The sequence below is a fragment of the Staphylococcus sp. HMSC057A08 genome (assembly GCF_001812925.1).
Lineage (GTDB): Bacteria > Bacillota > Bacilli > Staphylococcales > Staphylococcaceae > Staphylococcus > Staphylococcus hominis.
Genome location: NZ_KV810854.1, coordinates 82,022 through 105,884 on the forward strand (window position 1 = coordinate 82,022; position 23,863 = coordinate 105,884).

The window sequence follows — 23,863 nt, forward strand, 5'->3', positions numbered from 1 at the left end:
ATGTTTTTGAAAATTAAAGATATGGCCAAAAGTGAGCTTCCTAAAGAGAGACTCATTCAATATGGTGAAAAAAGTTTGTCTAACAGTGAATTATTAGCAATTTTAATTAACACTGGACGACGAGGGGTTTCAAGTATTGATATTGCGAATGAAATGATTAATAAAGTAAATAATTTAAAAGAATTAAAATTACTTTCAATACATGATTTGTTAAAAATAAAAGGTATAGGATTGCATAAAGCAGTGACATTAAAAGCCGCTTTCGAATTGGGAGAAAGAATAAATAAACGTAATTCGATTGAAAAAGTAAAGATTAAATCTCCTAAAGATGTCGCAGATATGATGATGTCTAAAATGAAAGATTTAACTCAAGAGCATTTAGTTGCTTTATTTTTAAATACTAAAAATATAGTGATTAAAGAAGAAACTATATTTATAGGAACATTAAACTCTTCAGTGATACACCCGAGAGAAGTCTTTAATGCTGCCATTAGAGCTTCATGTAATGCAATAATTGTGATTCATAATCATCCATCTGGAGATGTGACGCCTTCAAAAGAAGATATTGCTACCACCATTAGACTTAAAGAATGTGGACAAATTCTTGGCATTGAATTACTTGACCATATTATTATCGGTGATCAAAAATTTACTAGTTTAGTAGAGGAGGGATATTTCGTATAAAAGGTTAAAAAGTATTTATAGTCTCATTGTTAAAATTTTAGTATAATAAACCTTAATTATATATTTAGAGGTGTACGATGACTTTATTTTTAATCATAGGGGTATTAATACCTATTATTTACATAATGAGATTGAATATTAAACAAGAAACAATTCGTTTAAAAGAAACACTTAATACTGTATTATTATCGATTGTTGGTATTACAACTTTTTCTTTTATTGGAGTATTCGTTAACCAAACGCATACTCAATTATATATTGTACTTATTAGTGATATAGTAACTGGAACGATATTTGGGTTACTATTAGCAACAATATATAAAATTTATGAATACTTGTCTCAAAGCAATCGTAAATAAAGCTAGTTAACTTTTCATACAATACAATCATAAACGAATTAATAAAGGGATAGATTGTATCAATTACATTGAAAAGTAACTAGCTTTTTCATTATCTTATATAAGCTGAAAGCACATTAAAATTTTCTAAAATCCAAAGAACACCTTGATAGGCTAAATACAGTCCGAGAATAATAAAAGTAGCAGAGATTAAAAATCTTAAAAGTGCAAATCCTACTTTAAAAAGTATAACTGCAAGCAAGATAAGTAAAATAATTGTAAGAATGTTCATTTCTCACACTCCTCTAAATTTATTTTACGAGTGATATTAATTATTATAATATATTTTAAGAAAATGTTAATCAGTCTAAAGAATTTACTTAATTTACTTCTTTAGACCGATGGATGAAATCTATTTTATATTTATAATAATTTAGGTTTAAAATTGGAGGGATTTAATTGCGAATGGTATTTAGTATTTTTAAAAATATAGTAGCAGTTATTGCAATCCTTAGTATTGTTTATTTTGCATTAAAATATGCCCCATTTTTAAGAGAACAGGACTGGAATCCTATGAATCAACCTCTTAGTAACCAATTCGAGCTTCTACCAAGTAATCAAACATCAACACCAGTGCCCACTAATGGAAAAAGTTATACTATAGAAGAAAACAATTTACTTCAGAATATTCCTGCTAGTCAAACGAAAAATGTATTTAAATTTATAGATAAAAAAGAATTTATGGAAGTTTCAGGTATAGTTAGGATGGGATATAATGAAAATTACATTGTAGGGCAAAGAGATAATGAATTTATCATCTATAAATTCGGAAGTGATACGATTAAAGTCTTTAGTACGGAAATTGAAATGGAACAGGAATTAAATCGTCTAGGACAATCAATTACTTTAAAACCTCAGAATGAGTATTAAAAAATATAATTTGAAAAAAATAAATAAATGCGTTAATGTCTAGAATAGATACAATAATCTTTTGAAGGTTGGTGTAATGTATGTCTGAACAATCTAAAGAAAAACAAGCAAATGAACAAGCAAAAGCACAAAATTTATTTTCGAAATGGAGAAAAGATGAAACGCTCTATGAAGAAGATAAAAAAGATAATTCGAATAAAAAATCGTAAAATTAAATAAGATGACATTTGATAGGAGCAAGTACTAGAATTCAATGAAGATTCTAACTTGTTCCTTTTTTCTTCTTTGAAGATAATATTTAATATTATTCTTTATTTCAATCCTAGAGTAATATAAAATAGAATATAATAGTTTAAAATAAATAGTAGAGGTGTTATGAGTGTTAAATTTTTTTAAAAATAACAAGTTAATTGTTGTTTTTTGTGCAATAATTATTTTTATTGCATTGATTGGTTTGTCCATTCGTTCACAAACTCAATCACCTCCTGAGCAATATGTGGGGGACTCAGTGTCATTTGGTCAGAGAGTAATTAGTTACCCGGTAAACTTTGTGACTGGAGCTATAGGTAACTTCTTAAAATCTAACAAATCAAATCATAATGAAGTTAATCAATTAAAAGCAAAAAACGAAGCATTAGAAGCTGAAAATAAAAACTTAAAAAAAGAACTTGATATGACTGATGCTTCAAAATACGATGCAATTTCAGGTGCCATCATAGCACGTAATCCAGATCAATGGATGAATACAGTGATTATTGATAAAGGTAAAAAAGCTGGTGTAAGCAATAATATGGCAGTGTTTACTAGTGATGGTTTAATTGGAAGAGTAACTAGAGTGAATCAATTTTCTTCTCAAGTTGATTTACTTTCTACGAGTACAAGAGCTGGAAAACTATCAGTCAATATTCAACATCATTCTAAAAATGTTTTTGGATTAATTGATCACTATGATAATAAAACTCAGGAATTAATTATTAGTAATATCAATAATAAGGATAAAATTTCAAAAGGTGACAAAGTAGTAACAAGTGGATTAGCCGACCAATTGCCAAGTGATTTATACATAGGAGAAGTGACGAAGGTAGAAAATGATGAATATGGTTTAGCAAAAGAAGTGAGAGTGAAAACTGGAGCTAATTTATCAGATATTCAACATGTATACATAGCGAAAAAAAGTAATAATACGGATTTCAATGAAAGAGAGACCCGATAATGAAAGCGTTCGTTTATATAATGATTGGTATCATCGTTTTTTATCTTGATACACTTATTAGTTTAGTTATTCCTTTTCATATAGGAAACCTAACATTTATCTTAGTTCCTCATTTAACTTTAATGTATTTATTACTTTTATCAATTTATAGACCATTTATGGTCACATTATTACTAAGCATTTTTTTAGGTATTATAACTGATATCTACTTTGGCAGTGTATATGGTTTATATTTGTTTGGTTATATATTCTTAATAACAATATTTAATAAATTCTTGAAGATTTTTTACCGAGACTATATTATGGTATATTGGTTCAGTATCATTGGTGTAATGATTCTTGAAATATTTGTAGCAATTATATATTCTGTCATTAGCTATGTAGAATTTGATTTACTAAATTTTATATTACTACGTATTATCCCAACACTTATATTAAATATTATTTTATTAATTATTTTTATGCCTATATTCTTTAAATTTTTTAAAAAGCCAATATAATAGATTGACATTGAATATAAGTAATGGTAAGATGCAGTAGTTGAGTAGTTTTATAGCTACATACAACCGCTCAAATACAGGTTTAAGCGTTAAAATGTTTTTATTTTATCACCTGTATATGGCGTGACTTATAATTATAGGAGGTGCAAAGTATGTTTGCTATTATCGAAACAGGCGGTAAACAAATTAAAGTAGAAGAAGGTCAAGAGATCTTCGTTGAAAAATTAGATGTTAATGAAGGTGATTCATTCACATTTGATAAAGTATTATTTGTAGGTGGAGATTCAGTTAAAGTTGGTGCTCCAACTGTTGAAGGAGCTACAGTAACTGCTACTGTGAACAAACAAGGTCGCGGTAAAAAAATTACTGTTTTCACTTATAAACGTCGTAAAGATTCAAAACGTAAAAAAGGTCATCGTCAACCTTATACTAAATTAACAATTGATAAAATCAACGCTTAATTATGATTACTGTTGATATTTCAATTAATGATGAAGGTAAAGTAACAGACGTCATTATGGATGGCCATGCTAATCATGGTGATTATGGCTATGATATTGTTTGTGCAGGGGCTTCAGCTGTTCTTTTTGGCAGTGTAAATGCTATTTTAAGTTTAACTTCTGAAAAGCCGGATATCGATTATGATGATGACGGTGGTCATTTTCACATTAGATCAGTAGACACTAACAATGAGCAAGCACAATTAATTCTTCAAGCAATGCTTGTGTCTTTACAAACGATTGAAGATGAATATAATGAAAATATCAGATTAAATTATAAGTGAGGTGTATCCCGATGTTAAAATTAAACTTACAATTCTTCGCATCTAAAAAAGGGGTAAGTTCTACAAAAAACGGTCGTGACTCAGAATCAAAACGTTTAGGTGCTAAACGTGCAGACGGTCAATTCGTAACAGGTGGCTCAATTTTATATCGTCAACGCGGTACTAAAATTTATGCTGGTGAAAATGTAGGTCGTGGTGGCGATGATACATTATTCGCTAAAATCGACGGCGTTGTTCGTTTCGAACGTAAAGGTCGCGACAAAAAACAAGTTTCTGTATATGCAGTAGCTGAATAATTTTTGTCTAATTAACACCAGAAGTGAAGACTTCTGGTGTTTTATTTTTGTTTAAAAATGATTATAATAGAATCTAACGTTTTAGAGTTAATGATATAATATTAGCGATGAATTAATAAAATATATAAAAAGAGGTGAGATATATGTTTGTCGATCAAGTAAAAATATCTCTAAAAGCAGGCGATGGAGGTAATGGTATTACTGCTTATCGTAGAGAAAAATATGTACCATTTGGTGGCCCTGCCGGTGGTGATGGCGGTAAAGGTGCTTCAGTTATTTTTGAAGTTGATGAAGGTTTAAGAACACTTTTAGACTTTAGATTTCAACGTCATTTTAAGGCTAAAAAAGGTGAAAATGGTCAAAGTAGTAATATGCATGGTAAAAATGCGGAAGACCTAGTTTTAAAAGTGCCTCCTGGTACCATTATTAAAAGTGTAGAAACAGAAGAAGTTTTAGCAGATTTAGTTGAAGAAGGTCAACGTGCAGTCATTGCTCGAGGAGGTCGAGGAGGTCGAGGAAATTCACGTTTTGCAACCCCTCGAAATCCAGCTCCAGACTTTAGTGAAAATGGAGAACCTGGAGAAGAGCTAGATGTTACCTTAGAATTAAAGCTACTTGCTGATGTGGGACTCGTTGGATTCCCAAGTGTAGGGAAATCAACATTGTTGTCTATTGTATCTAAGGCAAAACCTAAAATTGGTGCTTATCATTTTACAACAATTAAACCAAATTTAGGTGTGGTTTCAACACCTGATCATAGAAGTTTTGTAATGGCAGATTTACCAGGTTTAATTGAAGGAGCTTCAGAAGGAGTTGGTTTAGGTCATCAATTTTTACGTCATGTTGAGAGAACAAAAGTTATTGTTCATATGATAGATATGAGTGGTTCTGAAGGAAGAGATCCACTTGAAGATTATCAAATCATCAATAATGAACTGATAAATTATAAACAAAGATTAGAAGATAGACCTCAAATTATAGTGGCAAATAAAATGGATATACCGGAAGCAAAAGATAACCTAGAATTATTTAAAAAAGAAATTGATGAAGAGGTAACTATTGTTCCAGTTTCTACAATTACAAGAGATAATATTGATCAATTACTATATACAATTGCTGATAAATTAGAAGAAGTAAAAGATATTGATTTTAGTGTAGAAGAAGATGAAGATGCAGGTGTTAATCGCGTATTATATAAACATACGCCATCTCAAGATAAATTTACAATTACAAGAGATGATGATGGTGCCTATGTAGTAAGCGGTAATGCAATCGAACGCATGTTTAAAATGACAGACTTTAATAGTGATCCAGCAGTAAGACGCTTTGCACGTCAAATGCGCTCTATGGGTATTGATGATGCATTAAGAGAACGTGGATGTAGTAATGGTGATATTGTTAGAATACTTGGGGGAGAATTTGAATTCGTCGAATAGGAGGGCTTTTTAGTGGACAGCAAAGATTATAAAAAGTTTTATTTAATACGTGAAGACGTTTTACCAGAATCAGTGGTTAAAACGCTTAAAATTAAAGACGCTTTAAAAAATGATTCCACACTGTCCATTTATGAAGCAGTTAAGCAGTTTAATCTATCAAGAAGTGCTTTTTATAAATATAGAGATACTATTTTTCCTGTAGATGACAAGATTTTTGAACACCGTGAATTCACCTTGATTCTCTATGTTAATGATATAGTAGGAATGCTTGCTCAAGTACTACAAATTATTTCAAAACTAGCGTTATCCGTTTTAACTATTCATCAAAGTGTTCCAATGGAAGAAAAAGCAACGATTACACTCTCTTTGAGTGCAAAAGATCAATCATTATCAATAGAAAAGGTCATGGGCACTTTGAGAAATATTCAACATGTTTATAAAGTTGAATTAATTAGTATGAGTATGTAAGGAAGGTATTTATGTACGCTTATATAAAAGGACATTTATCTCAATTGTTTCCAACACATATTGTTGTAGAAACGTCTAGTGGTATCGGTTATGAAATTCAAACTCCAAATTCATATCGATTTCAAAAATATTTAAATCAAGAATGTAAAGTCTTTACTTCACTTATTGTAAGAGAAGACGCACAATTATTATATGGTTTTATTAGCGAAGAAGAAAAAGAGATGTTCTTAAGCTTAATAAAAGTTACAGGTATAGGCCCTAAATCAGCTTTAGCTATTCTAGCCACAAGTACACCTAACGAAGTTAAACGTGCAATTGAAAATGAAAATGATACTTATCTAACTAAATTTCCTGGTATAGGTAAAAAGACTGCACGACAAATTGTATTAGATTTAAAAGGTAAAGTTAAGATTACAGAAGAGACTAGTGAGACCTTGTTACAAGTTGAGGGACAAGTTGAAGAAAATGACAATATAATTAAGGAAGCGTTATTAGCGCTTGCAGCTTTAGGATACTCTAAGAGAGAGCTTTCTAAAGTTGAAAAAGTACTTAATAAAACATCCATTCACTCTGTTGATGAAGCAGTTAAGATTGGTTTAAAAACGCTTGTATCTTAATATTATGAACGATAACTGGGGGGATAAATATGGATGATAGAATGGTAGATCAATCATTACACAATGAAGAATCTTCTTTTGAATTCTCACTCAGACCAACTAAATTAAAACAATATATTGGGCAATCATCAATAAAGAACAATTTAGAAATTTTTATAAAAGCGGCTAAACTAAGGGATGAGCCATTAGATCATGTATTACTTTTTGGCCCTCCAGGATTAGGTAAAACGACACTTTCAAATATTATTGCTAATGAAATGGAAGTCAATATAAGAACTGTATCTGGTCCATCATTAGAGCGACCTGGAGATTTAGCGGCAATTTTATCTGGGTTACAACCTGGCGATGTTTTATTTATTGATGAAATTCATCGCTTAAGTAGTGTAGTAGAAGAAGTTTTATACTCTGCTATGGAGGATTTTTTCTTAGATATTATTATCGGTAAAGGTGATGAAGCACGTAGTATACGTATTGATTTACCACCTTTTACTCTAGTAGGTGCGACAACACGTGCTGGAAGTTTAACAGGCCCTTTAAGAGATCGATTTGGTGTCCATTTAAGATTAGAGTACTATTCGGAATCAGATTTAAAAGAAATCATTATTCGAACTGCTGAAGTATTAGGTACAAAAATTGATGATGAAAGTGCAGTTGAGCTTGCTAAGCGTTCAAGAGGAACACCTCGTGTTGCAAATCGACTACTAAAAAGAGTAAGAGATTTTCAACAAGTAAATGAAGATGAACAAATTTATATCGAAACAACAAAGCAAGCTTTAAACTTATTACAAGTGGATGATGAAGGCTTAGATTACATTGATCATAAAATGATGAATTGTATTATTAATCAATATAATGGAGGCCCTGTGGGACTGGATACGATAGCAGTGTCAATTGGAGAAGAACGTATTACAATCGAAGATGTCTATGAACCCTTTTTAATACAAAAAGGATTTATAGAACGAACACCAAGAGGTAGAAAAGCAACACCATTTGCCTATGAACATTTCAAAAAAACTAAAGAATGAGGGAATAATATGAACGTTGAGGAGTTTGATTATCATTTACCTGAATCATTGATTGCTCAGACACCTTTAAAAAATAGAGATCAAAGTAGATTACTTGTGCTAGGTAGAAAGACTGGAAATATTGCACATAAACACTTTACAGATATTATGGATTATTTTGAAACTGGAGATACATTAGTGTTAAATGACACACGTGTTATGCCAGCGCGTTTATTCGGTTTGAAAGAAGAAACAGGTGCAAAGGTAGAAATGTTAATGCTTACTAGGATAGAGGACAATGACTGGGAAGTGTTATTAAAACCAGCAAAACGTATTAAAGTAGGTAATACTTTATCATTTGGTAACGGCAAAATCATTGCTGAATGTATAAAAGAATTAGAACAAGGTGGGCGTATTATGCGTCTACATTTTGAAGGTATTTTAGAAGAACGCTTAGATGAGTTAGGTGAAATGCCTTTACCACCTTATATTAAAGAACGTTTAGACGATCCGGATAGATATCAAACTGTATATGCTAAAGAAAATGGTTCCGCTGCAGCGCCTACTGCAGGGTTACATTTTACAGATGAGCTTTTACAGAAAATAAAAGATAAAGGTGTCAATATTGCATTTATTACACTACACGTTGGCCTAGGTACCTTTAGACCAGTAAGCGTGGAGGATATTAATGATCATGAAATGCATAGTGAATACTATCAAATGACTAAAGAAACGGCAGATATTCTGAATAAAACTAAAGAAAATGGGCATAGAATTATTTCTGTAGGTACAACGTCTACTAGAACGTTAGAAACCATTCGTCGTGATCATGAACAATTTGTTGCCACAAGTGGTTGGACAGATATATTTATTTATCCAGGTTTTGAATATAAAGCAATTGATGGGTTAATTACTAATTTTCATTTGCCCAAATCAACATTAGTGATGTTAGTCTCTGCTTTTAGTAGTCGAGAATATATTTTGAATGCTTATAAAGAAGCGGTAAAACTTAAATATAGATTCTTTAGTTTTGGAGATGCAATGTTAATAATTTAATGAATGAGAGGTACAGATTATGCCAGCAGTAACTTATGAGCACATTAAAACTTGTAAGCAATCAGGTGCACGTTTAGGGATTATTCATACACCCCACGGCTCATTTGAGACACCCATGTTTATGCCAGTAGGTACGAAAGCAACAGTTAAAACAATGAGTCCAGAAGAGTTAAGACAAATTGAAGCTAAAATTATATTAGGAAATACATATCATTTGTGGTTACAACCTGGAAATGATATTATCAAACAAGCTGGGGGCTTACATAAGTTCATGAATTGGGATGGCCCTATTCTTACAGATTCTGGTGGTTTCCAAGTATTTAGCTTGAGTAATCTTAGAAAAATATCAGAAGAGGGTGTCGAATTTAGACATCATACAAATGGCTCTAAGTTGTTTTTAAGTCCAGAAAAATCAATGCAAATTCAAAATGACTTAGGTTCAGATATTATGATGGCATTTGATGAGTGTCCACCTATGCCTGCCGAATATAAATATGTAAAAGATTCAATTGAACGTACAACGAGATGGGCTAAACGATGTCTTGAAGCACATCAACGTCCAGAAGACCAAGCATTATTTGGTATTATACAAGGTGGAGAGTACAAAGACTTAAGAGAACAAAGTGCTAAAGAACTTGTATCATTGGATTTTCCTGGATATGCTATTGGTGGTTTATCTGTAGGTGAACCAAAACCAGTGATGTACGATATGGTTGACCATACGGTTCAATTTATGCCAGAAGATAAACCAAGATACTTAATGGGAGTAGGATCACCTGATGCGTTAATAGAATGTAGCATTCGCGGCATGGATATGTTTGATTGTGTGTTGCCAACACGCATAGCTAGAAATGGAACATGTATGACATCTCAAGGACGATTGGTTATAAAAAATGCTAAATATGCAGATGATTTTAGTCCTATAGATGAGAATTGTGATTGCTATACTTGTAAGAATTATACACGTGCATATATTAGACACCTAATTAAAGCAGAGGAAACGTTTGGTATCCGTCTTACTACTATTCATAATTTACATTTTCTGCTAAAATTAATGGAAGATATTAGACAGGCCATTCGAGAAGATCGTTTATTAGATTTTAAAGAAGAATTTTTCGAACAATATGGGCTAAATGTAGAGAACCCTAAAAACTTTTAATAAGGAGAACAACATAATGAATGTTTCAGCATTAATCTTGCCTATAATTTTAATTATAGTATTTTATTTCTTTTTAATTAGACCGCAACAAAAACGTGCGAAAGAACATCGTGAAATGATTAGTCGTATCGAAGCAGGTCAAAAAATTACAACTATTGGTGGAATCAAAGGAACAGTTAAAGCTGTGGATGAAACAGCAGTTGTAATCACAGTAAATGGTCATGGTACTGAAATGACATTTGAAAAACCTGCGATTAAACAAGTTGATCCATCATAAATTATAATAAAAAGACATTCCACGACAGTTTGTTGTCATGGAATGTCTTTTTATTAACTATTTATCTTGATTACACTAATAAAGAGGTTATGTTAAGATAGATAAGTCTTGTCACATAGATGTAATCTTTAATTCACTTGCACATGGTTTATTAAAAGATTATTCTAATTACATAAGTAAATAATGAGGTGTTCATGTGAAAAAAACAAGTAGAATAATTGCATTCATACTCATTGTAGCGCTACTGATTGTAGGTATGGGCTTTACATATAAGAATGTAGTTAAGAATGTAAATCTAGGTTTGGATTTACAAGGTGGTTTCGAAGTATTATATCAAGTTAAACCACTTAGCGGTGATGGTAAAATCGATGATAAGGCTTTACAATCTACTGCTCAAACTTTAGAAAATCGTGTTAATGTATTAGGTGTATCTGAGCCTCATATTCAAGTTGAAGACCCTGATAGAATTAGGGTACAACTCGCAGGGGTAAAAAATCCTGATGAAGCTCGAAAAATTTTGTCCTCACAAGCAAATCTGACTATACGTGATGCTGATGACCACGTTAAATTAACAGGTAAAGATATTGTACAAGGTTCTGCAAAACAAGAATTTAAACAAGGTACAAACGAACCTGCAGTCACTTTTAAATTAAAAGACCGTGCGAAATTCAAAAAAGTTACAGAAGAAATTTCTAAAAAACAAGAAAATATGATGGTAGTGTGGTTAGACTATAAAAAAGGTGATAGCTATCATAAAGAGTTGGAAAAACCTGAAGATAAACGGAAATACGTTTCAGCCGCTTCAGTAGATCAACCCATTAATTCAGACAGTGTAGAAATTTCAGGTGGCTTCCAGGGTCAACAAGGCGTAGAACGTGCTAAGCAAATTGCAGAATTATTAAATGCAGGTTCATTACCAGTTGATTTAAAAGAAATTTATTCTAATTCTGTAGGTGCACAATTTGGTCAAGATGCATTAGATAAAACAATCTTTGCATCAATGGTTGGTGTTGCAATTATCTATTTATTTATGGTAGGTTTTTACAGATTACCAGGTATTGTAGCAGTGATAGCTTTAACAGTATATGTTTATTTAACATTAGTAGCATTTAACTTTATTTCAGGTGTACTTACATTACCAGGTTTAGCTGCATTAGTATTAGGTGTTGGTATGGCTGTAGATGCAAACATCATCATGTATGAACGGATTAAAGATGAACTTAGAGTAGGACGAACGCTTAAACAGGCTTATTCTAAAGCAAATAAAAGTTCTTTCTTAACGATTTTTGATTCAAACTTAACAACGGTTATAGCAGCAGCAGTATTATTCTTCTTTGGTCAAAGTTCAGTTAAAGGATTTGCTACGATGTTATTATTAGGTATTTTAATGATATTCATCACAGCTGTCTTCTTATCAAGAGGACTATTATCACTTTTAGTTTCTTCTAATTACTTTAAGAAGAAATATTGGATGTTTGGTGTAAATAAAAATAATCGCCATGATATCAATGAAGGTGTAGATGTTCATGACTTAAAAACAGCTTTTGAAAAATGGAATTTTGTTAAATTAGCAAAACCATTAATTGGAGTAAGTATTTTAATTTTAGTAATTGGTATAATTATTCTAAGTATATTTAAACTTAACTTAGGTATTGATTTCTCATCTGGTACAAGAGTAGATCTTGATTCTGATACGAAGTTATCTCAAACGAAAGTTGAACGTACGATTAAAGATGTTGGTTTGACACCTGATCAAATTCAAATTAATGGTAATGACAATAAACAAGCAACAGTTCAATTTAAAAATGATTTATCTAAAGATGAAACTTTGAAACTTAATAAAGTTATTAATGATCAATATGGTCATAAACCGACAGTGAACACAGTCTCTCCAATGATTGGTCAAGAGTTAGCTAAAAATGCAATGAAAGCATTAATTTATGCAGCTATTGGTATTATTATCTATGTTTCATTAAGATTCGAATGGAGAATGGGGCTTTCTGCTGTCTTAGCATTACTTCATGACGTATTTATTATCGTTGCTTTATTCAGTTTATTAAGACTTGAAGTAGATATTACATTTATCGCTGCAATCTTAACGATTGTAGGTTACTCAATAAATGATACAATTGTTACTTTCGACCGTGTAAGAGAAAATCTTCATAAAATTAAAGTTATAACAGAACCTCATCAAATCGATGATATTGTTAACCAATCTATTAGACAAACGATGACTCGTTCTGTTAATACAGTTCTTACAGTCGTTGTAGTAGTTATCGCTATACTAATCTTTGGTGCATCAAGTCTGTTTAACTTCTCATTAGCATTACTTATTGGATTATTATCTGGTGTATTCTCTTCTATCTTTATTGCAGTTCCACTATGGGGCATCATGAAGAAACATCAGTTGAAAAAATCTGAAAACGGTAAGCTTGTAGTTTATAAAGAGAAAAAATCAAATGATGAAAAAATCTTAGTATAATTAAATATATGATATAAAATTAGTGGAAGAAACAAAAGAATTCTAATTGAATTCAGTGTTTCTTCCTCTTTTTATTTATTCTTTTTTTAGGTATAATTGCTTGTGGAAAAAGGAAGGATAACTTTATGATTCAATCTAAATATAAATGGCTTTATGAAGCACCTAAACAAAATATATCGTCTGAGATTATTAAGGAATTTAATTTATCTCCTATTGTAAGAAAGATTTTAGAAAGTAAATCGATTACACAGTACGATGAGATAAATACATTAATTAATGGTACAAATAAAAAGCATGATTCATGGCTAATGAGTGATATGCAAAAAGCTGTTGATCGAATTAATTTAGCGATTGATAAAAATGAAAGAATATTAGTATATGGAGACTATGATGCCGATGGCGTAACATCTACAACGATATTAGTTCAAACACTGCAGAAATTGGGCGCTGAAGTCGGTTGGTATATTCCTAATCGATTTAGCGAAGGTTATGGTCCAAATAAATACGCCTTTCAAAATGCTTACGATGAAGGCGTATCACTTATTATTACAGTTGACAATGGAATACAAGGTCATGAAGAAATTGAAATGGTACAAGCATTAGGAGTCGATGTAATTGTTACAGACCATCATGAAATAGGCCGTACATTACCAAAAGCATATGCCATTATTCATCCTATGCATCCAGAATTTGAGTATCCATTTAAATATTTATGTGGAGCCGGTGTCGCATACAAATTATCGCAATGTTTAATAGATCATCCTCCAGAATATTTCATAGTTCTTGCAACTATTGGGACGATTGCAGATTTAGTGTCACTGACTGATGAAAACAGAACGATTGTTCAAGAAGGTCTTAAATATTTAAATCAATCCTGTCCATTTCAAATTCAATCATTATTAAATCAAGCAGGATTTAATGATGAGATAGATGAAGGAACAATTGGTTTCATTATTGGACCTCGTTTAAATGCGGTAGGTAGATTAGAAGATGCGTCATTAGCAGCGGAATTACTGATGGCAGAAGATTCTGAAGAGGCGAATTTTTTAGCTGAACAAGTAGAGGCATTTAACATTGAACGTAAAGATATTGTAGCTCAAATAACAGAAGAAGCCCTATTGATGGCTAATGAAAAAGTTGAAAATGGCGACAAATTTTTACTTTTAGCTAAAGAAGGATGGCATGAGGGAGTATTAGGTATTGTGGCTTCAAAAATTGTAGAAACTTATGCTTTACCCACTCTTATTTTAAATATAGATTTAGAACAACATCATGCAAAAGGTTCAGCTAGAAGTATTGAACAAGTGTCCATGTTCGAAATTTTAAGTGCACATCAAGATTTGATATCTAAATTTGGTGGTCATCATATGGCAGCTGGAATGACGATGGAGATTGATAATATTGATGCATTATCAAAAGGACTAAATGAGTGGATGGTTCAGCTTTCTAAACATACTTCTTTAGAACCAACAAAACATATTACGACTAAACTTTCAGAAGATGACATTACTGTATCAAATATTCATGATATTAAAATACTGAAACCGTTTGGTACTGATTTTGAAAAACCTTTATTTGAATTGGATGATACAGAAGTTAATGATGTTAAAGCGATTGGAAAAGATAAAAATCATTTAAAATTAGTAACTGGTCAAGCTAAGTTACAACATTTATTTTGGAAAAATGGTGGTTTAATTACACAAATAGAATTAGGCCAACCCGTCAATATCATAGGACATTTACAAATAAATGAGTGGAATGGCAATCAGACACCTCAAATGATGATACAAGATTTAGCGACTCAAAATGAGCAAATATTAGATTATAGAAGTAAACGTAAACAACTTAACATTGATACGTCATCTAAAAATGTTGCTTTTGTCATTCATTCTAAAAAAGAGAAGCTAGGGGAGAATTATTTCCACTACGGTGAAACAATTGATTCATCATATAATACGATTGTATTTCGTGATTTACCAACTGATTTAGATAGTGTTAAACAATCTCTAAAACATTTAGAATACTCACAACTCTATTTAGTATTACACCATCAACATTCAATTTATTTCGAGGGGTTACCGAGTAGTCATCTATTTAAACAAAGTTATAAGGCACTATTCATTAGGAAAGAAATGAATTTAGAAAAAGAAGGTTTACAATTATGTCAATACTTAAATATTAAGCCAAATATTTTAAAGTTTATTTTAAAAGTATTTCTTGACCTAAGTTTTATTTACGAAGAAAATGGTATAATTAAAATAAATGATAATCCAAGTAAACAATCTATTGAGTCGAGTCAAGTTTATAAATCGAGACAGTCAAGAATTGAAGTTGAAAAATTAATGCTTTATGATGACTTTTCACATCTTAAGAATTGGATTAAAGCTCAAAAAGCGTAACGCATAGGAGGAAATTTTTAAATGGATTTAAAGCAATACGTATCTGAAGTACAAGGCTGGCCTAAACCAGGTGTTAGTTTCAAAGATATTACAACTATTATGGATAATGGTGAAGCATACGGTTATGCAACTGATCAAATTGTAAAGTATGCAAAAGATCGTAACGTTGATATTGTTGTAGGCCCTGAAGCAAGAGGATTTATTATTGGCTGTCCAGTTGCGTACTCAATGGGAATTGGATTTGCACCTGTAAGAAAAGAAGGAAAATTACCACGTGAAGTTATTCGCTATGAATACGACTTAGAATATGGGACAAATGTTTTAACAATGCATAAAGATGCAATTAAACCAGGACAACGTGTTTTAATCACTGATGATTTATTAGCGACAGGTGGAACAATTGAAGCGGCTATTAAATTAGTAGAAAAATTAGGTGGTATTGTTGTTGGAATAGCTTTTATTATTGAATTAAAATATTTAAATGGTATGGAAAAAATTAAAGACTATGATGTCATGAGTTTAATTTCTTACGATGAATAGTCATTAATTTAGTAATTAGATTAATATATACTTTAAAGCGAGTGTAGGAATTCAGATTGAATACTATCTCGCTTTTTTATTTATCGTTGTATCATCATTAATCTAATCACATTTATTTATTTAAAAACTTGTAGTATTATATAACTATTATTTAAACCAAAGTTAATCTTTTAGAGATTTTAATACTTTTGTTAAAATTACATTAATACTCACGCATCTTTAATTAATAGGAGTGGTACTCGGATTAATTAAGTAATGAAAAGAAATTTCTTGATTTTCAATGATTCGGTTATCGGTAGAGTATTTGAAATATTAAAAAGTCGGGGTGTCATATATTGAATAACGAGTATCCATATAGTGCTGATGAAGTACTAAATAAAGCTAAATCCTATTTATCAGCAGATGATTATCAATATGTTTTAAAAAGTTATCATATTGCTTATGAAGCACATCAAGGACAGTTTCGAAAAAATGGGCTACCTTATATCATGCATCCAATTCAAGTAGCAGGTATATTAACAGAAATGCGCTTAGATGGACCAACAATTGTAGCTGGCTTTTTACACGATGTGATAGAGGATACACCATATACATTTGAAGACGTAAAGAATATGTTTAATGAAGAAATTGCACGAATTGTAGATGGTGTAACGAAGTTAAAAAAAGTTAAATACCGTTCTAAAGAGGAACAACAAGCTGAAAACCATAGAAAGTTATTTATTGCGATAGCTAAGGATGTTCGTGTCATATTAGTTAAATTAGCTGACCGCTTACATAATATGAGAACGTTAAAAGCAATGGCTAGAGAAAAACAAATTCGTATTTCTAAAGAAACATTAGAAATCTATGCACCTTTAGCGCATCGTCTAGGTATTAATACCATTAAATGGGAATTGGAAGATATTGCGTTACGTTATATCGATAGTGTTCAGTATTTTAGAATTGTTAATTTAATGAAGAAAAAACGTAGTGAACGTGAAGCATATATTCAAAATGCTATGGATAAAATTCAAACTGAAATGAATAAAATGAATATCCAAGGTGAAATAAGCGGTCGCCCTAAACATATTTACAGTATTTATCGTAAGATGGTAAAACAAAAAAAACAATTTGATCAAATATTTGATTTATTAGCTATACGAGTGATTGTGAATTCAATTAATGATTGTTATGCTATTTTAGGCCTAGTTCATACATTATGGAAACCGATGCCAGGTCGTTTTAAAGATTATATCGCTATGCCAAAGCAAAATATGTATCAATCATTACACACTACTGTTGTTGGACCTAATGGTGATCCTTTAGAAATTCAAATTCGAACATTTGAAATGCACGAAATTGCTGAGCATGGGGTGGCAGCGCATTGGGCATATAAAGAAGGTAAAACAATAAATTCTAAAACACAAGATTTCCAAAATAAACTTAACTGGTTAAAAGAGCTTGCAGAAACTGACCATACATCTTCAGATGCACAAGAATTTATGGAATCACTTAAATATGATTTACAAAGTGATAAAGTATATGCATTTACGCCAGCAAGTGATGTGATTGAATTACCTTATGGCGCAGTCCCTATTGATTTTGCTTATGCCATTCATAGCGAAGTTGGTAATAAAATGATTGGTGCAAAAGTTAATGGTAAAATTGTGCCTATAGATTATATACTTAAGACAGGCGATATTATAGAAATTCGCACAAGTAAACATTCATATGGTCCAAGTAGAGATTGGTTGAAAATTGTTAAATCATCTGGAGCAAAAAGTAAAATAAAAAGTTTCTTTAAAAAGCAAGATCGTTCTTCTAATATAGAAAAAGGTAAATTTATGGTAGAAGCGGAAATTAAAGAACAAGGTTATCGAGTTGATGAGATTCTAACAGAAAAAAATATTGAAGTCGTTAACGAAAAATATCATTTTGCCAATGATGATGATTTATATGCTGCAGTAGGTTTTGGTGGAGTTACTGCATTACAAGTAGTGAATAAATTAACAGAAAGACAGCGTATACAAGATAAACAAAAAGCATTAAATGAAGCACAAGAAGTCATTAAAACATCACCAATTAAAGAAGATATCATTACTGATAGCGGGGTTTATGTCGAAGGATTAGAAAATGTTTTAATCAAACTATCTAAATGTTGTAATCCAATTCCTGGTGATGATATTGTTGGATACATCACTAAAGGACATGGTATTAAAGTTCATAGATCAGATTGCCCAAATATTAAAAATGAAAACGAGAGATTAATTAATGTCGAATGGGTTAAATCAAAAGATTCAACACAACGTTATCAAGTAGATTTAGAAGTCAATGCATATGATCGAAATGGGTTACTCAATGAAGTGATTCAAGCCGTAAATTCAACCGTAGGAAGTATTATTAAAATGAATGCACGATCTGATATTGACAAGAATGCAATCATTACAATTAGCGTTATGGTTAAAAATGTAAATGATGTATTTCGTGTAGTTGAAAAACTTAAACAATTGAGTGATATTTATACAGTTTCTAGAGTATGGAATTAAAAGAGGTGCTAAGATATGAAAATAGTTGTACAAAGAGTAAAACGAGCATCTGTCACTAATAAATCTATTCATAACCAAATTGAAAAAGGTTATTGTTTATTAGTAGGTGTTGGGAAAAATTCGACGGAAGCTGATATAGAAGTATTAGCGAAGAAAATTGTTAACGCACGTTTGTTTGAAGATGATAACGGGAAATTAAATTTAAATATTCAACAAATTAATGGTGCGATTTTATCTATTTCTCAATTTACACTTTATGCAGAAGTTAAAAAAGGTAATAGACCAGGTTTCTCACAATCCATGCGACCTGAAGATGCCAAAATATTATACGATAAGTTTAACTCTGAACTTCAAAAGTATGATATTGATATTCAAACTGGTGAATTTGGGACAGATATGGAAGTAGAAATTATTAATGATGGTCCCGTAACGATTATATATGAAAGTCAGGATGGCAAAGTAATATGAATAAATTAGATACATGGTTAACTAAACATGATCTAAAAAATATGTTGACGTTAGTAGTAGTGTTATTATTTATTCTTTTTATAATATTATTATTTATGTTTATGAATCATAATGATCAAGATAGTAATAGACTAACAATAACGGAAGATGCAGAAATAAGAACAGGTCCTAATGCAGGCTATCCGGTGATATATAAAGTTGAAAAAGGAGATAGTTTTAAAAAATTAAAGACTACAGGAAAATGGATTGAAGTCCAAAATGCTAAAGGAGATAAAAAAGGGTGGGTTGCTGGTTGGCATACGAGTTTGAATATTAAAGCTGATGTCAATAAACAGGAAAATCCTTTTAAGAATAAAACTGTGGTACTTGATCCTGGTCATGGAGGTAGTGATCAGGGAGCCTCAAGCTCCACGGCTCTTAAATCTCTCGAAAAAAACTATACTTTGAAAACAGCACTTGAATTAAAACGGGCATTAGAAAAAGCAGGAGCGCATGTTAAATTGACGAGAACAGATGATAGTTATGTAAGCTTAGATAATAGAAAAGCGACAGGCGATGTATTTATAAGTATTCATAATGACTCATTAGATAGTCATAATGCTAATGGCGCTACTGTATATTGGTATCAAAATAGTCAAGAAACATTAGCAGAAATATTAAATGCGAATATTCAAAAAAAGTCATTACTTTCTAATCGTGGTGTTCGTCAACAAAATTATCAAGTTTTAAGACAAACGAATAAACCAGCTGTGTTACTTGAATTAGGCTATATAAGTAATCCTACTGATGAAAAAATGATTAGAAATCAATTACATAGACAGGTTGTAGAAGAAGCAGTCGTAGATGGATTAAAACAATATTTTGCTTCATAATACTTGCAAACTTTTCCTAAAATCGGTATCATAATCTGTGAACTTTATAAATAATACCGTTTGTATTCTTGAAAAGACTAATGAAATAGTGGACAATCATAATGATTGTGAAGAGAAGTAATCCTAGGCTGAAAGATTATACTAGTACATTGGTATCTTTGAACACAAGAAAAGGTGCTTTGATAAAATAAAGCCGGTTTGCGTACGTTACACGTGATGAGTGGAGAATATTTTTATTCTCAATTAGGGTGGCAACACGGCATATCGTCCCTTATATAGCATGAAGCTATATAAGGGACTTTTTTATTAAAGAATTTTAATAGTTAACAACAATTTAGAAGGAGTGATTGTATGATTAAGATTCCTAGAGGAACGCAAGATATTTTACCTCAAGAGTCTGCAAAATGGCGATATATTGAAAATAAATTAGATGAATTAATGAAATTATACAATTATAAAGAGATACGTACCCCAATATTTGAAAGTACTGACTTATTTGCAAGAGGTGTAGGAGATTCTACTGATGTCGTTCAAAAAGAGATGTATACGTTTAAAGACAAAGGCGATAGAAGTATCACATTAAGACCTGAAGGAACTGCAGCAGTAGTGCGATCATATATTGAAAATAAAATGCAGGGTGAACCTAATCAACCTATTAAGCTTTACTATAATGGACCAATGTTTAGATACGAACGAAAACAAAAAGGACGTTATCGACAATTTAATCAATTTGGTGTAGAAGCAATAGGAGCAGAAAATCCAAGTATTGATGCAGAAGTATTAGCAATGGTAATGCATATATATGAATCATTTGGTTTAAAACATCTAAAACTAGTGATTAATAGTATAGGAGACCAAGCATCTCGTAAAGAATATAATGAAGCATTAATGAAGCATTTTGAACCTGTCATTGATACATTTTGTAATGATTGTCAATCACGTTTGCATACAAACCCAATGAGAATCTTAGATTGTAAGATTGATAGAGACAAAGAAGCAGTTAAACATGCTCCAAGAATTACAGATTACTTAAATGATGAATCAAAGGCTTATTATGAAGCGGTTAAACATCATTTAGATCAACTAGATATCAATTATGTTGAAGATCCTAATTTAGTGCGTGGACTTGATTATTATACTCATACAGCATTTGAACTCATGATGGATAATCCAAATTATGACGGTGCTATTACTACGCTATGTGGGGGAGGTCGTTATAATGGACTTCTTGAGTTATTAGATGGTCCTAAGCAAACAGGAATAGGTTTTGCCCTTAGTATTGAACGATTACTTCTTGCACTTGAAGAAGAAGACATAGAATTGAATGTGGATGAAGATTTCGATTTATTTGTCGTAACGATGGGTAAAAAAGCTGAACAATATAGTGTGAAACTTTTAAATGATTTAAGAAAACATGGCGTGAAAGCTGATAAAGATTACTTAAATCGAAAAATTAAGGGACAAATGAAGCAAGCTGATCGTTTAAATGCTAAATATACGATTGTAATAGGTGACCAAGAGCTAGACAATAATAAAATTGATGTTAAAGAAATGTCTACAGGTGAAACAAAAACAATTCAATTAGATGAAGTAGTTAGTTTCTTTAATAAAGAAAAGGAGAATAAATAATGGGTAAAAGAACAACATACTGTGGTTTAGTAACTGAAGAATTATTAGGTCAAAAAGTAACACTAAAAGGTTGGGTTCATAATCGACGTGATTTAGGAGGCCTTATTTTTGTTGATTTACGTGATAGAGAAGGAATTGTACAAATTGTATTCAATCCAGATTTTTCAAAAGAAGCTCTATCTATTGCTGAAACTGTAAGATCAGAATATGTGGTCGAAGTCGAAGGTTCAGTCACTAAAAGAGACCCAGAAACAGTTAATCCAAAAATAAAAACGGGTCAAGTAGAAGTTCAAGTATCTCATATTCATATAATTAATAAATCAGCGACACCTCCATTTTCAATTAATGAAGAAAATCAAAGTGTTGATGAAAATATACGTCTTAAATATCGCTATTTAGATTTAAGACGACCAGAATTAGCTCAAACATTTAAAATGAGACATCAAACAACTCGATCAATTCGTCAATATCTTGATAATAATGGTTTCTTTGATATTGAAACACCCGTATTAACAAAATCTACACCAGAAGGTGCGAGAGACTATTTAGTGCCATCTCGTGTACATGAAGGCGAATTTTACGCTTTACCACAATCACCACAATTATTTAAACAATTATTAATGATTAGTGGTTTTGATAAATACTATCAAATTGTAAAATGCTTCCGTGATGAGGATTTACGTGCTGATCGTCAACCTGAATTTACACAAGTAGATATCGAAATGAGTTTTGTTGATCAAGAAGATATTATTCAAATGGGCGAGGAAATGCTTTCTAAAGTTGTAAAAGATGTAAAAGGTATTGATATCCAAACACCATTCCCTCGTATGACATATGATGAAGCAATGAAACGATATGGTTCTGATAAACCAGATACACGTTTTGGTATGGAATTGCAAGATGTGTCTCAATTAGGAAAAGAAATGGATTTCAAAGTATTTAAAGATACTGTAGAACACGACGGAGAAGTTAAAGCAATCGTTGCTGAAGGTGCTGCAGATAACTATACACGTAAAGATATGGATGGATTAACAGAATTTGTAAATATCTATGGTGCTAAGGGTCTAGCTTGGGTGAAAGTTGTAGATGAAGGCTTAAGTGGTCCGATAGCAAGATTCTTTGAAGAAGAGAATGTTAACACATTAAAAGAATTAACAGGTGCTAAACCTGGAGATTTAGTAATGTTTGTTGCAGATAAGCCAAATGTTGTGGCACAAAGTTTAGGTGCACTTCGAATTAAAATTGCAAAAGAGTTAAAATTAATTGATGAATCAAAATTAAACTTCTTATGGGTAACAGATTGGCCTTTATTAGAATATGATGAAGATGCTAAACGTTATGTTGCTGCGCATCATCCGTTTACATCACCTAAAGATGAAGATATTGCTAAACTAGACTCTGAACCAGAAAAAGTTCAAGCAAATGCTTATGACGTAGTATTAAATGGATACGAATTAGGCGGTGGATCAATCAGAATATCTGACGGAGAATTACAAGAAAAAATGTTTGAAGTTTTAGGATTTACTAAAGAACAAGCTAGAGATCAATTTGGTTTCTTATTAGATGCCTTTAAATACGGTGCACCACCACATGGAGGCATTGCTTTAGGTCTAGATAGATTAGTTATGTTACTTACAAATAGAACTAATTTACGTGATACCATCGCTTTCCCTAAAACTGCTTCTGCAACTTGCTTATTAACGGATGCACCAAGTGAAGTATCAGATAAACAATTAGAAGAATTATCGTTAAGAATTCGTCATTAATCTTCATTTTTAAAATAGAATAATTTAGTGCTAAATTGGGACGGAAATTGAATTTCTGTTCCAATTTTTGTATAAACTAACTTAAATTTTAAATAACAATAATTATATTATGTAAACCTACATATTTAAAGATATTTTATATTTTAAAATATCTTCATACAGTATTTAAGGATTTATTTAATAATATCTTTATGATAAAATATGTCTATAAGATAGTCATCTGTGTTGTTCGTATGTTTGCTTTTTATTTGGGCCTAACACTTTTTGATCAGGGAGCCCAATAGGTTTTCTTGCAGCGCACATGCCTCATTTGGAGGACTTGCAAAACAAGAAACAGGGCACCCACCTGTATATAGCAGGCCGAATGATCAAGCTTTTTATAACTACGGCAACTACGGACTCTATCGGTACGTAAGGCTT

The 23,863-nt window shown here is 31.4% G+C and carries 25 protein-coding genes, 1 other RNA gene and 1 other annotated feature; of the genes, 25 read left to right on the forward strand and 1 reads right to left on the reverse strand.

Going from position 1 to position 23,863, the window contains the following annotated elements:
- Nucleotides 1–6: 6 nt before the first annotated feature.
- A complete protein-coding gene (gene radC / locus HMPREF2881_RS04955) occupies nucleotides 7–684 on the forward strand; it encodes a RadC family protein (RefSeq protein ID WP_002448999.1) in 678 nt (225 codons plus the stop codon).
- 77 nt (nucleotides 685–761) lie between these two features.
- Nucleotides 762–1,043, forward strand: a complete 282-nt coding sequence (locus HMPREF2881_RS04960) for a hypothetical protein (RefSeq protein ID WP_002448966.1) — start codon at nucleotides 762–764, stop codon at nucleotides 1,041–1,043.
- A 91-nt stretch (nucleotides 1,044–1,134) separates the two neighbouring features.
- Here HMPREF2881_RS04960 and HMPREF2881_RS04965 read toward each other — a convergent pair whose 3' ends face one another.
- Nucleotides 1,135–1,314, reverse strand: coding sequence for a hypothetical protein (locus HMPREF2881_RS04965; RefSeq protein WP_002448979.1), 180 nt, complete (start codon nucleotides 1,312–1,314; stop codon nucleotides 1,135–1,137).
- A gap of 167 nt (nucleotides 1,315–1,481) precedes the next feature.
- Here HMPREF2881_RS04965 and HMPREF2881_RS04970 point away from each other — a divergent pair, with 167 nt between their 5' ends.
- The 23 genes from HMPREF2881_RS04970 (at nucleotide 1,482) to ssrS (ending at nucleotide 23,848) form a co-directional block, all read left to right on the forward strand.
- On the forward strand, nucleotides 1,482–1,952 hold the full coding sequence (locus HMPREF2881_RS04970) for a DUF4930 family protein (RefSeq protein WP_002448941.1): 471 nt from the start codon (nucleotides 1,482–1,484) through the stop codon (nucleotides 1,950–1,952).
- Nucleotides 1,953–2,032: 80 nt separating this feature from the next.
- Nucleotides 2,033–2,161, forward strand: a complete 129-nt coding sequence (locus tag HMPREF2881_RS12040) for a hypothetical protein (RefSeq protein WP_002448962.1) — start codon at nucleotides 2,033–2,035, stop codon at nucleotides 2,159–2,161.
- A 170-nt stretch (nucleotides 2,162–2,331) separates the two neighbouring features.
- A complete protein-coding gene (gene mreC, locus HMPREF2881_RS04975; protein WP_002448929.1) occupies nucleotides 2,332–3,165 on the forward strand; it encodes a rod shape-determining protein MreC in 834 nt (277 codons plus the stop codon).
- Nucleotides 3,165–3,665: a rod shape-determining protein MreD gene (gene mreD, locus HMPREF2881_RS04980; RefSeq protein ID WP_002448950.1), complete on the forward strand. Its 501-nt coding sequence runs from the start codon at nucleotides 3,165–3,167 to the stop codon at nucleotides 3,663–3,665. Before mreC ends, mreD begins: the two co-directional genes overlap by 1 nt.
- 54 nt (nucleotides 3,666–3,719) lie before the next feature.
- Nucleotides 3,720–3,804: a sequence feature (ribosomal protein L21 leader region), on the forward strand.
- A gap of 13 nt (nucleotides 3,805–3,817) precedes the next feature.
- Nucleotides 3,818–4,126, forward strand: coding sequence for a 50S ribosomal protein L21 (gene rplU / locus HMPREF2881_RS04985; RefSeq protein ID WP_002448968.1), 309 nt, complete (start codon nucleotides 3,818–3,820; stop codon nucleotides 4,124–4,126).
- Nucleotides 4,127–4,128: 2 nt separating this feature from the next.
- The gene (locus HMPREF2881_RS04990; RefSeq protein WP_002448953.1) at nucleotides 4,129–4,449 is read left to right on the forward strand and encodes a ribosomal-processing cysteine protease Prp; all 321 of its coding nucleotides are present in this window, start codon (nucleotides 4,129–4,131) and stop codon (nucleotides 4,447–4,449) included.
- An 11-nt stretch (nucleotides 4,450–4,460) separates the two neighbouring features.
- Complete coding sequence (gene rpmA / locus HMPREF2881_RS04995) at nucleotides 4,461–4,745, forward strand: 50S ribosomal protein L27 (protein WP_002449010.1); 285 nt, start codon at nucleotides 4,461–4,463, stop codon at nucleotides 4,743–4,745.
- A gap of 143 nt (nucleotides 4,746–4,888) precedes the next feature.
- The gene (gene obgE, locus HMPREF2881_RS05000; RefSeq protein ID WP_002448940.1) at nucleotides 4,889–6,181 is read left to right on the forward strand and encodes a GTPase ObgE; all 1,293 of its coding nucleotides are present in this window, start codon (nucleotides 4,889–4,891) and stop codon (nucleotides 6,179–6,181) included.
- 12 nt (nucleotides 6,182–6,193) lie between these two features.
- Nucleotides 6,194–6,649, forward strand: coding sequence for an ACT domain-containing protein (locus HMPREF2881_RS05005; RefSeq protein ID WP_002448936.1), 456 nt, complete (start codon nucleotides 6,194–6,196; stop codon nucleotides 6,647–6,649).
- Nucleotides 6,650–6,660: 11 nt separating this feature from the next.
- Nucleotides 6,661–7,266, forward strand: a complete 606-nt coding sequence (ruvA, locus tag HMPREF2881_RS05010) for a Holliday junction branch migration protein RuvA (protein ID WP_002448949.1) — start codon at nucleotides 6,661–6,663, stop codon at nucleotides 7,264–7,266.
- Between the two features lie 29 nt (nucleotides 7,267–7,295).
- Complete coding sequence (gene ruvB, locus HMPREF2881_RS05015; protein ID WP_002448957.1) at nucleotides 7,296–8,291, forward strand: Holliday junction branch migration DNA helicase RuvB; 996 nt, start codon at nucleotides 7,296–7,298, stop codon at nucleotides 8,289–8,291.
- Nucleotides 8,292–8,300: 9 nt separating this feature from the next.
- On the forward strand, nucleotides 8,301–9,326 hold the full coding sequence (queA, locus tag HMPREF2881_RS05020) for a tRNA preQ1(34) S-adenosylmethionine ribosyltransferase-isomerase QueA (RefSeq protein WP_002448945.1): 1,026 nt from the start codon (nucleotides 8,301–8,303) through the stop codon (nucleotides 9,324–9,326).
- A gap of 19 nt (nucleotides 9,327–9,345) precedes the next feature.
- Entirely contained in the window at nucleotides 9,346–10,485 is a 1,140-nt protein-coding gene (tgt, locus tag HMPREF2881_RS05025) for a tRNA guanosine(34) transglycosylase Tgt (RefSeq protein WP_002449000.1), read from the forward strand.
- 16 nt (nucleotides 10,486–10,501) lie between these two features.
- Entirely contained in the window at nucleotides 10,502–10,762 is a 261-nt protein-coding gene (gene yajC / locus HMPREF2881_RS05030; RefSeq protein ID WP_002448938.1) for a preprotein translocase subunit YajC, read from the forward strand.
- A 196-nt stretch (nucleotides 10,763–10,958) separates the two neighbouring features.
- Nucleotides 10,959–13,244, forward strand: a complete 2,286-nt coding sequence (gene secDF, locus HMPREF2881_RS05035; RefSeq protein WP_002449003.1) for a protein translocase subunit SecDF — start codon at nucleotides 10,959–10,961, stop codon at nucleotides 13,242–13,244.
- A 125-nt stretch (nucleotides 13,245–13,369) separates the two neighbouring features.
- Entirely contained in the window at nucleotides 13,370–15,643 is a 2,274-nt protein-coding gene (gene recJ / locus HMPREF2881_RS05040; RefSeq protein WP_002448974.1) for a single-stranded-DNA-specific exonuclease RecJ, read from the forward strand.
- Between the two features lie 21 nt (nucleotides 15,644–15,664).
- Nucleotides 15,665–16,183 (forward strand): adenine phosphoribosyltransferase, encoded by a 519-nt coding sequence (locus tag HMPREF2881_RS05045; RefSeq protein WP_002448963.1) that lies wholly within the window; start codon nucleotides 15,665–15,667, stop codon nucleotides 16,181–16,183.
- 335 nt (nucleotides 16,184–16,518) lie between these two features.
- Nucleotides 16,519–18,708, forward strand: coding sequence for a RelA/SpoT family protein (locus HMPREF2881_RS05050; protein ID WP_002449001.1), 2,190 nt, complete (start codon nucleotides 16,519–16,521; stop codon nucleotides 18,706–18,708).
- Nucleotides 18,709–18,723: 15 nt separating this feature from the next.
- On the forward strand, nucleotides 18,724–19,176 hold the full coding sequence (gene dtd, locus HMPREF2881_RS05055) for a D-aminoacyl-tRNA deacylase (RefSeq protein WP_002448984.1): 453 nt from the start codon (nucleotides 18,724–18,726) through the stop codon (nucleotides 19,174–19,176).
- Entirely contained in the window at nucleotides 19,173–20,048 is an 876-nt protein-coding gene (locus HMPREF2881_RS05060; protein ID WP_002448967.1) for an N-acetylmuramoyl-L-alanine amidase family protein, read from the forward strand. The genes dtd and HMPREF2881_RS05060 overlap by 4 nt, the downstream gene beginning before the upstream one ends.
- A gap of 351 nt (nucleotides 20,049–20,399) precedes the next feature.
- Entirely contained in the window at nucleotides 20,400–21,677 is a 1,278-nt protein-coding gene (gene hisS / locus HMPREF2881_RS05065) for a histidine--tRNA ligase (RefSeq protein ID WP_002449002.1), read from the forward strand.
- Nucleotides 21,677–23,443 carry an aspartate--tRNA ligase gene (gene aspS, locus HMPREF2881_RS05070; protein ID WP_002448935.1) on the forward strand — a complete coding sequence of 589 codons (1,767 nt, stop codon included), beginning with the start codon at nucleotides 21,677–21,679 and terminating at the stop codon, nucleotides 23,441–23,443. The genes hisS and aspS overlap by 1 nt, the downstream gene beginning before the upstream one ends.
- 214 nt (nucleotides 23,444–23,657) lie before the next feature.
- A non-coding RNA gene (gene ssrS / locus HMPREF2881_RS05075) (6S RNA) lies at nucleotides 23,658–23,848 on the forward strand.
- The last annotated feature ends 15 nt before the right edge of the window (nucleotides 23,849–23,863 follow it).